9 protein-coding genes are annotated in these 11,961 nt (G+C 53.1%); 2 read left to right on the plus strand and 7 right to left on the minus strand.

The window, feature by feature from the left end; all coding sequences use genetic code 11:
* Nucleotides 1-184: 184 nt before the first annotated feature.
* The 5 genes from A6013_RS08215 to A6013_RS08235 form a co-directional block, all read right to left on the minus strand.
* Complete coding sequence (locus A6013_RS08215; RefSeq protein WP_045260657.1) at nucleotides 185-2,119, minus strand: exoribonuclease II; 1,935 nt, start codon at nucleotides 2,117-2,119, stop codon at nucleotides 185-187.
* An 88-nt stretch (nucleotides 2,120-2,207) separates the two neighbouring features.
* Nucleotides 2,208-3,194 carry an oxidoreductase gene (locus A6013_RS08220; protein ID WP_069732849.1) on the minus strand — a complete coding sequence of 329 codons (987 nt, stop codon included), beginning with the start codon at nucleotides 3,192-3,194 and terminating at the stop codon, nucleotides 2,208-2,210.
* 154 nt (nucleotides 3,195-3,348) lie between these two features.
* The gene (gene fabI / locus A6013_RS08225) at nucleotides 3,349-4,137 is read right to left on the minus strand and encodes an enoyl-ACP reductase FabI (RefSeq protein WP_003856831.1); all 789 of its coding nucleotides are present in this window, start codon (nucleotides 4,135-4,137) and stop codon (nucleotides 3,349-3,351) included.
* Nucleotides 4,138-4,407: 270 nt separating this feature from the next.
* Nucleotides 4,408-7,503, minus strand: a complete 3,096-nt coding sequence (locus A6013_RS08230) for a multidrug efflux RND transporter permease subunit (protein ID WP_069732850.1) — start codon at nucleotides 7,501-7,503, stop codon at nucleotides 4,408-4,410.
* A gap of 136 nt (nucleotides 7,504-7,639) precedes the next feature.
* On the minus strand, nucleotides 7,640-8,026 hold the full coding sequence (locus A6013_RS08235) for a hypothetical protein (protein ID WP_028013389.1): 387 nt from the start codon (nucleotides 8,024-8,026) through the stop codon (nucleotides 7,640-7,642).
* 271 nt (nucleotides 8,027-8,297) lie between these two features.
* On the opposite strand from A6013_RS08235, the gene A6013_RS08240 reads away from it, so the two are divergent.
* Both A6013_RS08240 and A6013_RS08245 read left to right on the plus strand, forming a co-directional pair.
* Entirely contained in the window at nucleotides 8,298-9,002 is a 705-nt protein-coding gene (locus tag A6013_RS08240) for a response regulator (protein ID WP_028013388.1), read from the plus strand.
* Entirely contained in the window at nucleotides 8,999-10,063 is a 1,065-nt protein-coding gene (locus A6013_RS08245) for an ATP-binding protein (protein WP_069732851.1), read from the plus strand. The genes A6013_RS08240 and A6013_RS08245 overlap by 4 nt, the downstream gene beginning before the upstream one ends.
* A 14-nt stretch (nucleotides 10,064-10,077) precedes the next feature.
* On the opposite strand, the gene A6013_RS08250 is transcribed toward A6013_RS08245, so the two are convergent.
* Nucleotides 10,078-10,992 (minus strand): ATP-grasp fold amidoligase family protein, encoded by a 915-nt coding sequence (locus A6013_RS08250; RefSeq protein WP_069732852.1) that lies wholly within the window; start codon nucleotides 10,990-10,992, stop codon nucleotides 10,078-10,080.
* Between the two features lie 161 nt (nucleotides 10,993-11,153).
* On the minus strand, nucleotides 11,154-11,960 hold the full coding sequence (gene sapF / locus A6013_RS08255; protein ID WP_028013385.1) for a putrescine export ABC transporter ATP-binding protein SapF: 807 nt from the start codon (nucleotides 11,958-11,960) through the stop codon (nucleotides 11,154-11,156).
* Nucleotide 11,961 lies beyond the last annotated feature (1 nt).

Raw genomic sequence — 11,961 nt, forward strand, 5'->3', positions numbered from 1 at the left:
AAATGCTGAGCGTATAAAATCCACGTGCCCGAACAGGACAGCACTCTTTAACTGTAGATAATTATGGCTGTTTTGGGCGGGCTGGGGCCGAAAAAGTAAGAAAAATGATGCTTTTGCGAGGGGAAAGACAGGGAGAAAATTGTCGGCCTTTCTGAACGGAAATGACCGACAATTGAGCAGGTTATCAGGCGACAGGGCGCGCAATAATACTGCGGGTTTCCATGCGAACTTCAGCGATAGTTACATCAATCACGTCAGTGACTTTGTAAACCGTCTCGCCTTTAATTTGCACGGTGCCGCTTTCCTGACTGCAGACCAGTTCGTCACGAACGGCGTGCAGGAACGGGGCAGGGATAAAGGCGACCGCACCGTTATCCACCAGACGTACGCGCATTCCCCCGCGGCTGATATCAATAATTTCTGCCGCGAAGCGGGTATCGGTACCGGCTTTATCCTGCAGGAAGCGCGCGTATAGCCAGTCTCCGACGTCACGTTCCGCCATGCGGTTCAGACGGCGTCGCTCGGCCATCTGTAGGGTCGTGTCGTCCTGAGGACGGGCAATGGTTTCGCCCTTAATAATCGCTTTCAGCAGGCGGTGGTTAACCATATCGCCATACTTACGGATCGGGGAGGTCCAGGTGGCGTAGGCTTCCAGACCGAGGCCAAAGTGCGGGCCTGGCTCGGTGCTGATTTCCGCGAAGGACTGGAAGCGGCGAATACGGCTATCCAGGAAACCGGACGGCTGAGCGTCCAGCTCGCGGCGAAGCTTGCAGAAGCCCGGCAGTGTCAGCACTTCTTCCGGATCAACATGCACATCGTGATTCTTCAGCAGGGCCGCGAGCGCTTCGGTATTGGCCGGATCGAATCCGGTATGAACGTTGTAAATACCGAAGCCCAGCCTGTCGCGCAGCACGCGCGCGGCACAGATGTTGGCGGAAATCATCGCTTCTTCGACGATGCGGTTAGCAATGCGTCGCGGCTCGGCCACGATATCCAGCACTTCGCCTTTTTCACCGAGAACAAAACGATAATCCGGACGATCTTTGAAGACCAGGGCGTGAGTCTTACGCCACTCGCCGCGGTTCAGGCAGATGCGGTGCAGCAGACGAATCTGTGCCGCGATAGCATCGGATTCAGGTTTCCAGCTGCCGGTGTTTTCCAGCCAGTCGGAGACATTGTCATAGGCCAGCTTGGCTTTGGATTCGATGGTGGCGGCAAAGAATTCGATATCGTCTTCAATCGTGCCATCTGCGGCAATGGTCATGCGGCAGGCGAGAACCGGGCGCACCTCATTTGGGCGCAGCGAGCAGAGGTCGTCAGACAGTTCGCGCGGCAGCATCGGGATGTTAAAGCCCGGCAGGTAGTTGGTGAACGCGCGGATTTTCGCCGTTTCGTCCAGCTTGCTGCCTTCCACAATCCAGGCGGTTGGATCGGCAATGGCGACGGTCAAATGCAGTTTGCCATCGGCGCTCTCTTCAGCGTAGAGCGCATCGTCCATATCTTCTGTGCTGGCGCTGTCGATGGTGACAAACTCCAGCGCGGTAAGATCGCGGCGCGCCAGGCCTTCATCCTGCATCTCAGTTGCCACGCCGTTCGGCGCTTCTTTTTCAAGATTATGGCGCGCCAGCGTGACCCACCACGGGACGAAATGGTCGTCGCCAAAGGTGATGAACTGGGTCAGTTCAGCATAGAAACCGCGGTCGCCTTTCAGAGGATGACGGCGCATTTCTGCCACGGCCCAGTCACCTTCTTTAAAATCATGCTCAACGCCGCGGGCGGCGCGGCAGGGAATGGCATCTTTCAGCAGGGGGTGATCCGGCACGACAGAAAGACGATCGTCCTTTCTCTGCACTTTGCCCACAAAGCGGGTCAGGAACGGCTCGATCAGTTCTTCCGGCTCGGCGGATTCACGTTCCTTCTCGGTATGGATGACGGCCATGACGCGATCGCCATGCATCACTTTCTTCATCTGCGGTGGCGGAATGAAGTAGCTTTTCTGCGCGTCAACTTCAAGGAAGCCAAAGCCCTTTTCCGTGGCTTTCACGACCCCTTCTGCACGCGGCGTCTGGGAATGCAGTTGCTGTTTAAGCTGCGCTAGCAGCGGGTTGTCCTGAAACATAATGTTCTATTTTCGTAGCCATTGAGCGGCTGACAGTTTTACGCGATTCTCACTGCTACAGCAAGCGCTCTTTGGGGAAAGAGTGTGGTTATTCCGCTTTGCCGGACGCGACTTTTAGTCGATTGAGCCAGCCCTCCAGCGCGCATTGGCTGAGCAGGTTGATCGCCTGAACGGCAGTAAGTCCTTCTTCCGTGAGCGGGGTAAATTGTGCGGCGCTGAAGCGGTCCGGCGAGCGTGTCAGCAATTCGGCTGCTGCCGAAAGCGCCGGAGGAGGCAGCGAAACCGTTTCCCGGCTGTTTATCAGGATCTCCCCCATCAGATCGAGCAAGGTCGGTTCATGGCACAGGACCGGCGTCAGTGCCTCAAGCGTGGGCTCTGCCTGCCAGCGGGAGAGGGACTCAAGCTGATGTGCACTGGCATAGCGAAGCTCGACCACGGGCAGAAGCGAGATCCACGCGTCGGAGGACGTTGGCAGGGTGTGCGGCTGAATATGATGGCCCGGCAGCCAGCGGACGGGATGGCCGAGCAGTGCCTGAAAGACGGCGACCACGCGCGCCTGAAAACCGATAAAGCCGATTATCTGGTTAATTACCACAACGTCATAGATAGACAGACCTACCTCATCAAGCTGGTTTCGCGCCTTATCATCAATGACGTCAGGTGAGCTGGCGAGCTGGCGGGCGTACTGCGTGATTTGCGCCAGCCGTCGGTTACTTTCGCGGGAGGAGTCAGGGCCCGGCAGCGGGGCGAGGAGGGCGGCGTAGTGGTTGCACAGCCGCTGAACGCCGCAGGCCTGCGCCACCGTCAGCGCGGTACTTAACCGATCGTAGGCGCTAAGCGTTCGCAGGCGGTTTACGGGAAGTGAGAGCGGGAACAGCTGGTGACATAAGGATCTGGCAGGAGCAAGCCAGCCGGTACAGGCGGCGACAATCTCATCTGGCAGGGCTAAATCGAGCAAAAAACGATCGTCGACGTTAGCGGCTTCGGGCACCAGGGGCAGCACATCCGGCTGCGCGTGGTTTGACTGGGTTTCGTGATACCAGTGGCCTTTGCCGGAAAAACGGCGTTGTTCCATGGGCGTTCCTTGATCTCAAAATGGCGATCAATATCCTGGCGTAAGGCAGATAAAGGGAAAAATATTGTTAGGTGATAACAAATAGCAGAACGGAATAACGAAGGGGAGTGCGGAGGGGGAAAGCTCTCTTCCCGTGCGGGAAGAGAGCCACAGCTTATTTAATTTCCAGCTCGTTCATTGCAGCGATGTTGAAGCCGCCGTCAACGTGAACCACTTCGCCGGAGATACCTGCGGAAAGGTCAGAGCACAGGAATGCAGCAGAGTTACCCACATCTTCAATGGTAACGGTACGACGAATCGGGGTAACCGCTTCGCAGTGTGCCAGCATTTTACGGAAATCTTTGATGCCGGACGCCGCCAGGGTGCGGATAGGGCCAGCAGAGATGGCGTTAACGCGCACGCCTTCTGGACCCATTGCGTTCGCCATGTAGCGGACGTTGGCTTCCAGAGATGCTTTCGCCAGGCCCATAACGTTGTAGTTAGGGATAGCACGCTCTGCGCCCAGGTAGGACAGGGTCAGCAGCGCTGCGCCCGGGTTCAGCATTGCGCGGCAAGATTTCGCCATTGCAACGAAGCTGTAGGAGCTGATGTCGTGCGCGATTTTAAAGCCATCACGGGTTACCGCGTTCACGTAGTCGCCGTCCAGCTGGTCGCCAGGAGCGAAGCCGATGGAGTGAACGAAACCGTCGAATTTCGGCCATGCTTTTGCCAGTTCAGCAAACATGCCGTCGATGCTTTCGTCTTGTGCAACGTCACATTCCAGAACAATGCTGGAACCCAGCTGCGCGGCAAACTCTTCAACACGGCCTTTCAGCTTGTCGTTCTGGTAGGTGAACGCCAGCTCAGCGCCTTCGCGATGCATTGCCTGTGCGATGCCGTATGCGATGGACAGTTTGCTGGCAACGCCAGTCACCAGAATGCGCTTACCGGAAAGAAAACCCATAGCTTTAATCCTTATATTCATTGCTTATTTTGCCTTGTAATTCATAGCGTTACAGGCAGTATTTCAAAATCATTCGAAATTAGCTCGAAATTATAGCCCACTCACGGCCCCTTGTGTCACGATATTTCTCGTCGATCTCCGAAGAGGAATGCCCCAAAAGGCGAGGCGCGGGCTGGCGGGGGCTCAAAATTTCAGCATTCGTCCAGTATATCACCCGGCAGCAGCTTCGCCTCATCCAACCAGCAAGGTTCCGCGATCCATCAGCGGTATTCACACTTTCCTGGCGTTTTCAACGAAACGCGCAACGACAATAAAGAATACCGGGACGAAAAAGATCGCGAGAAGCGTGCCGCTGATCATGCCGCCAAACACCCCGGTGCCGATAGCGTGCTGCGTGCTGTCACTCGCGCCACGCGCCAGCATCAGTGGCACCACGCCTAACGTAAAGGCTAACGATGTCATCAGAATAGGGCGCAGACGCTGGCTTGCGGCCTGTATTGTTGCCGCCAGCAGGGGTTGTCCTTCCCGGTGGAGTTGCCTTGCAAACTCGACAATCAGAATGGCGTTCTTGGCGGAAAGGCCTATCAGGGTGATAAGACCGACCTTAAAGAAAACATCATTCGTCATGCCCGCAACGGAGACGGCAACCACCGCACCGATAAGCCCCAGGGGAACGACCAGCATGACCGCAAAGGGAATTGACCAGCTCTCATACAGGGCGGCGAGCACCATGAACACGACCAGTATCGACAGAACGATCAGACCCGGGAGCTGAGATTCGGATTTTCTCTCCTGCAATGAGCTCCCGGCCCACTCGCCGGCCATCCCCTGCGGTAAATCCCGTGACAACATCTCCATGGCTTTCATTGCAGTGCCGCTGGATTTGCCCGGGGCCGCACTGCCGGTAATGCGGATAGCAGAATATCCCTGATAACGCGTCAACTGCTGCGGCGCAACGTTCCAGGAAAGCGTCGCAAACGTAGATACTGGCACCATCTGCCCCATACGGTTTTTTACCGATAATTTCAGGATCTGCTCAGGCTGCATGCGGTAAGGGGCGTCGGCCTGAATAATGACCTGCTGAACGCGGCCCTTGTTCGTGTAGTCATTAACGTAGTTCGACCCCATGGTGACCGAGAGCGTCTGGTTGATTTCATCAAATGAAACGCCCAGCGCTTCCGCTTTTTCCCGGTCAATTTGAAGGGCCAGGCTTGTTCCTTCCGGCAGACCGTCTATATACACGTCACTCAGTTCAGGACGTTGATTAGCTTTCATAACCAGCGCATCGGCCGCTCTCTTTAACGCCTCGTAGCCCAGTCCCGCCCTGTCCTGCACGTACCAGGTGAAGCCCGAGGAGGTGCCCATATTCGAAATGGCCGGCGGGAGAAGGCTCATCGTGACGGCATCAGAGACGTTAGCCATGCTGGCCTGTATATGGTCGGCTTCATTCTGTGCGGTCGTACCCTGCCGATCTTTCCAGTCCTTCAGCGTGGTGAAGGCCATGGCCGAATTCGGTCCCGAGCCTGAAAACCCAAATCCCAGAATCATAATGTTGCTTTCAATATCCGGCCGGGCCGCAATTTCCTCTTCAAATTTTTTAACCACTCTCAGGGTGCGCTGCATTGTGGCATCGGAAGGCAGCTGAATTGAGGACATAAAATAGCCCTGATCTTCATCCGGAAGAAAGGACGAGGGCAGCGAAGAAAGCCCCAAACATAGGGCAGCACATAGCGCAACATACAACAGCAGCATTCGCCCGGTACGTCTCAGCACCGCGCCCAGCCAGGATTCGTACCACGTCGTGAGGGTACGAAAGCGGGCGTTAAACCCTGCCGCGAACCTGCCACCAACGTGCTTTGCTGCGCTGTGAGGCTTAAGTAGCGTTGCGCATAGCGCGGGGGTAAGCGTGAGGGCAAGAAATGCCGACAACAGTATGGATACCGCCATGGAAATACAAAATTGTCGATAAATAATCCCGACGGATCCTTCGGCGAAACCCATGGGAATAAAGACGGCGGTAAGCACCAGCGTGATCCCGATAATTGCCGGCGTGATTTCTTTCATGGCCTCCCGGGTCGCGTCGCGCGGAGAGAGTTGTTTTTCTTCCATCAGGCGCTCAACGTTCTCCACGACCACAATAGCGTCATCTACGATAATCCCTATCGCCAGAACCATGCCGAACATGGTCAGAATATTGATGGAGTATCCACTCAATAGCATCACCGTGAAGGTGCCAAGCAGTGCGACGGGGGCAACAATCGCCGGGATAAGCGTACAGCGTATCTTATGCAGAAACAGCAGCATTACGAGGAAGACCAGAACCATCGCTTCCACAAATGTCTGCACCACCTTCATGATGGAGAGCTTCACAAAAGGCGCGGTATCGAAGGGAACCGTAAACGTCATTCCTTCCGGCAACACCTGAGAAAGTTCGTCGATGCGTGCGCGTACGCCTGCAGCCGTGCTCATCGCATTGGCGCCAGGCGATAGCTGGACCGCCGCAGCCGTTGCGGGAACTCCATTTTCGCGGATACCGAAAGCGTAGCTTTGCAGGCCGGACTCAATGCGCGCGACGTCGGACAGCTTCAGCCTTGCGCCGGACGCCTCTGATTTCAGAGTTATATTACTGAAAGCCTCTACGGAAGTGAGTTGCCCCTTCACGGTGATCGGATACGTTACGCCTTGCCCTTCAGATGCCGGTTCATCTCCCGTTTTTCCGGGCGAAACCAGGGCATTTTGCTGGCCAACGGCGGTAAGCACATCGCTCACCGAAAGTCCGTAGCTATGAAGCTTCATCGGGTCCAGCCAGATGCGCAGCGCTTTTTCGCCACCAAACAGCTGAATTTTCCCTACTCCAGGTACGCGGCGAAGCTCGTCGCTGACATGCCGGGCAAAGTAATCGCTTAAATCGGCTTCCTCAAATTTACCGGTTGCGGACTTCAGCCCCACCATCATTAAAAAACCGGAATTGGCCGCCTCGACGTTGATGCCATTTTGCCTGACCGCCTGTGGCAAACGCGGCTCCACAATTTTAATCTGGTTCTGAAGGTCCATCTGCGCCAGCTTGATGTCCGTGCCGGGCTTAAACGTCACGGTAATAGACGCAGAACCGGTTGTGTCACTGGATGATTCGAAGTAAAGCAAATTATCGACGCCAGATATTTCGCGCTCAAGTAACGACACCACCGACGTATTCATAATATCGGGGCTGGCGCCCGGGTAGGTGACAGAAATAATAATCCCAGGCGGTGCCACCGCCGGATACTGCGCAACCGGCAGCCGGGGGATAGACAATACACCCGCCAGGACGATAAAAAGCGCCACGACCCAGGCGAAAATGGGACGTTCAATAAAGAAATGAGGCATTAATTTAACTTCCAGATACGTGACTATTTCAGTGAGTTATTTTGTTCAAGATGGTGTGATAGAGAGTCTACAACTCGCCTGTTTAGCGGACATGGGCGGTTTATGGAGAGAATATGGAGCGAAACAACGCGGTTGTTTAAATCATTCTCACGATGAGGTACAACGGTGAACCGCCAAAAAAGAGAATTAAATAACACTCATAGTAAAACACCAAATCGTTAAAATCTGGCGTAGCGTTCAGCAGCACAGTGAACGTAATAATGAGATAAACAAAAATCACCATTAGCCAGAAGGCGATGAGAAGTAATTCAGTAAACGCGCCTGCTTTGTTTTGTATTATCAGAGAGACAACCGACAAGGCAATGCAGCCATAGATCATGGGGGAAGAGAGTAGCGTTGCGGCGACTTTCTCATCCATTATATGCATCAATACCAGCCAGGTATAAAGTAATCCCCACGATAGCAGCAGGAAGAGAGAAAATATGCCGATTTTTTTAGGAGAGAAGTATTTCGAAAGTTCCATGCTCATTATCTCAGCCAAATTCAGAAAGCCTTTAAGCGACAGGGGTATTTACCACGTTAAACGAAAGACGGTTTAACTCCGAATAACTATTGTGGACTGACATTGTCGAGTCTTTATTGACTGAATGTGTAGGCTGTATGGAGAAATTGCCGGGAACTTAAATTAACCCAGGAAATTTTCGCGGCCACGGCACTTTTTCCCGGAGCCTGTGTCTTATTGTGCTAAAGATATCTGATAGCGTGCTCAAAGGGATTTCACCCGCGGAGATAAAATGAACAAAAATACTCTAATCCTTGTTGTTGAAGATGAAAACGAAATTGCCGATATACTGATGAGTTACTTAGAGCGTTCTGGGATGAAAACGCTGAGAGCCCGGCAGGGCGAGCAGGCGATAGCGCTTAATCGGCTCCATAAACCGGATCTTATCTTGCTGGATATCCATCTGCCCGTATGCGATGGCTGGAGCGTACTCACGACGCTCCGTCAGGAAAGTTCTGTGCCCGTCATTATGGTGTCCGCACTCGATCAGGACGTGGATAAGCTGATGGGGCTTAGGCTTGGCGCGGATGATTACGTCATCAAACCTTTCAACCCTTCCGAAGTGGTCGCGCGGGTTGAAGCCGTGCTGCGCAGAACCAGACCCGCTCTTCAGCAGGCGGGTGCCGTGCCTCTCAGGACGCCTTTTATTACGGTCTACCCGGACGATTTCTACGTTGAGGTCACCGTGGGCGAAGAGGTAGTCTCCCCAGTATTAACGACGACGGAATTTAAACTTCTTACTTACCTGGTGAGATACCCGCGAAAGGTCTGTTCCCGGGAAGAGTTACTTAACGCGTGTCTGCCGGAAGGCGATACGCTCGACAGAACGGTAGACAGCCATATGAGCAAGCTGCGTAAAAAGCTGGAGCTTGCAGGCCTTTATGGCGTTCCTGAGAGCATCAGGGGGATGGGCTATCGACTCGGGGAGAAAAAATGAACAGAGATTCTGTCCTGAGTCGGCAGATCTTAACGTATATGCTGCTGCTGACGTTTATGATCATTGCCATTGCGGTACTGGGCTCCTGGTTTTTTTACTCTTTTATTCTCGATCACCTCCCCGGCGGTGCCGTTGAGGGCGATGACGAGCAAATGACGATGTGGGACTGGGTGTGGATCGGGACCGCGACAACAATCAGTCTGATAATCGCGATATTTTTAACGATAAAACTTTCTTCACGAATACTCACCCCGTTAAATGCGGTAGCGTCCAGCCTGAGAAAAATTTCTCAGGGCCAGCTGGATGCCCGTGCTTATTGCGCCAGCTCCCGTCTGGGAGAGGTCAATCATCTGGTCACGGATTTCAATGAAATGGCGGAAAAACTCCAGACGCTGGATATTCAGAGGAAATCCTGGAACGCCGCGATTGCCCATGAGCTGAGAACCCCGGTCACGATTTTACGCGGGCGGCTTCAGGGGCTGGTTGACGGCGTTTTTGAGCCGGATCCGCTGCTTTTTAATAATCTTCTCAAGCAGACTGAGGGGTTAACCCGTTTGATTGAAGATCTTCGGGTGATCAGCTCTGACGGCGGGGCGGGTTATACGCTGTATAAATCCAGAACGGACCTCAAACGCACAATCCAGGATGCGCTTGATACTTTCATGCCCGAGTTCAAGCACAATCAGTTTGTAATTAAAACAGAGTTGAGGGAACAGCGATGCGTGTTCGATCCGTTGCGCATCAATCAGTGTCTGGCCGTTCTGTTTGACAACGCATTACATTATTCAACTTCGCGGAAACTCATCGTAAAAAATGGCATCTCTGATAAAGGCAATTATATCCTTATTGAGGATGGCGGGCCGGGCATCCCCAGGGAATTTCATGATTTCTTATTTCAACCCTTCCAGCGGGATAATGGTGCCAGAGATGTGAATCCTGAAGGATGTGGTTTAGGCTTATCGGTGGTAAAAGCCATCATGCTGGCTCATGGTGGCGATGTAACGTATACCTTATCGAAGCAAAACCACTCCCTGTTCAAACTGACCTGGCCCGATGCCTGAGCCCTGGCGGCAGGTCAGCCTGGCCTGCCCGCCGATAGCGGCAACTGCCATATATCGCCTAACTTTGTATCCCATTCCAGAGGGGTAATTCGCAGTTTGCCCCGTTTTGGGCTTAAGGTTATTTCACTGAAGTAAATTTCATCGCTTTTCAACATAAGGTCAACGCGGCAGTAGTCAAGACCCTTCGCCAGCTCCTGAGCGGCCAGCAGAGCCTCACGGAACAATTTCGGCTCGCCGGGCGCGACCGGCGTATTAGGATATTCCATCTGGAAGGGCTGTAAATTCCAGTGTCGGTCGTAAACGTTGATAAATTCTCTGCCGCGGTCATCTGTAAAATCGGCCTCAACATAGTGTGCGACGCCGTGAAAACAGTGAATTCGCAGCATTTCCGGCGTGCTGTTCCTGTCCGCATTATTGAAAAGATCGACATAGGGCTCACACAGTATAACGGGTGTAATATTTTTGTACTGCCACTCGCGCGTGGTGTAATACAAATTCTTCTTTAATGCGAGAGTGAGCTTTTTACGGGCCTGTCGGTAATTGAACTGGTTTTTGTTTGTACAGATTATTGTGCTTCCACTGTCATGATTGCACTTAAGGACGAATTGATCGGGCAGTATTGAAAAATCGATATGCGAAAACCTGCGGTATACACCAATCAAAGGCACCACCTTTACTCGCGTTGTTCTGGACGCAACGTATTCGCGGACGGCGAGTTTATCGGCAAGCATTGTGTAGAGATTATTATGGTCATAGACCAGGCGATGACATATTTTTTCACTCAACGTAGTGGGTGATTTAATGTCAGGGGTTATGCCTGATGTCTTTTTGAGTTTTGCAGTATGAAAATTGAGGTCCGTCATGAAATATGAACGGCATTTTCTGATGAGATACTCCGTATATTTTAGAACATATGTGGTGGTGTTCATTTCTTCTCCTCCGTAATGTTCCGTTATTCTGGAGAAGAACTATTGATGGATATTGCTAAAAATATGGAGCAGGGATGGAGACAAAAAATAAAAGGATTAAATAGCGCACGCAGGCTATTTAATCCTTATTTGAGCGGAGCAATCCGTGTTTACCGCCGCGCTTAACGGTCTTTTCTCCACGCATCGGCGGTCAATGCTTCACCGAAATGCCCGGCAATCAGCCTTTTCGTCAGCTCATGAAGCGGGGAGGCCATCACATCCGCCGTGCTGCCGCGCTCGACGACTTCCCCCTGGTGCATGACCATTACCTGATCGCTGATGTGCTTCATCATCCCCAGATGCTGGGTGACGTAGATGTAGGAGATACCCTGCTTTTCCTGTAATTCGAGCATCAGGTTAATCAGCTGCGAGCGCATCGACATATCCAGCGAGGCAAGCGCTTCGTCTGCAACGATCACTTTCGGGCGCAGAATCAACGCGCGGGCCAGACCCAGACGCTGTTTCTGACCGGGAGCCAGCATATGCGGGTAGTAGCTTTCGTGATCCGGTAACAACCCAACCATACGCAGCGTTTCGAAGATACGCTTGCGGCGCGCCTCTGGCTCCAGTTCGGTATTCAGACGCAGAGGGAAATCAAGGATCTGCGAAATGCGCTGGCGTGGATTAAGCGAGGTAGACGGATCCTGAAAGATCATGCGGATGCGCTGGCTGCGGAAAGAGTAATCGCCAAACTGCAGAGGATGATCGTCAATCAACACTTCTCCAGCAGTGGGCTCGACCATGCCGGCAAGCATTTTCGCCAGCGTGGATTTACCGGAGCCGTTTTCGCCGATGATCGCCAGCGTCTGTTTTTCACGCAGGGTAAAACTCAGCGGCTTAACCGCTTCGACAGTCTGACGATGAAACAGCCCCGTGCGATAGCGAAAGGTCTTACTCAGATTGCGGACTTCCAGCAAGGTTTCGACCATT

The sequence above is a fragment of the Enterobacter sp. IF2SW-B1 genome, assembly GCF_001743375.1.
Taxonomy (GTDB): Bacteria; Pseudomonadota; Gammaproteobacteria; order Enterobacterales; family Enterobacteriaceae; genus Enterobacter; species Enterobacter bugandensis.

Excerpts from the sequence above, each read along its gene's own strand:
- A6013_RS08215 (WP_045260657.1), bottom strand. The coding sequence starts at position 2,119 with ATGTTTCAGGACAACCCGCTGCTAGCGCAGCTTAAACAGCAACTGCAT.
- A6013_RS08220 (WP_069732849.1), bottom strand. The coding sequence starts at position 3,194 with ATGGAACAACGCCGTTTTTCCGGCAAAGGCCACTGGTATCACGAAACC.
- fabI (WP_003856831.1), bottom strand. The coding sequence starts at position 4,137 with ATGGGTTTTCTTTCCGGTAAGCGCATTCTGGTGACTGGCGTTGCCAGC.
- A6013_RS08230 (WP_069732850.1), bottom strand. The coding sequence starts at position 7,503 with ATGCCTCATTTCTTTATTGAACGTCCCATTTTCGCCTGGGTCGTGGCG.
- A6013_RS08235 (WP_028013389.1), bottom strand. The coding sequence starts at position 8,026 with ATGGAACTTTCGAAATACTTCTCTCCTAAAAAAATCGGCATATTTTCT.
- A6013_RS08240 (WP_028013388.1), top strand. The coding sequence starts at position 8,298 with ATGAACAAAAATACTCTAATCCTTGTTGTTGAAGATGAAAACGAAATT.
- A6013_RS08245 (WP_069732851.1), top strand. The coding sequence starts at position 8,999 with ATGAACAGAGATTCTGTCCTGAGTCGGCAGATCTTAACGTATATGCTG.
- A6013_RS08250 (WP_069732852.1), bottom strand. The coding sequence starts at position 10,992 with ATGAACACCACCACATATGTTCTAAAATATACGGAGTATCTCATCAGA.
- sapF (WP_028013385.1), bottom strand. The coding sequence starts at position 11,960 with ATGGTCGAAACCTTGCTGGAAGTCCGCAATCTGAGTAAGACCTTTCGC.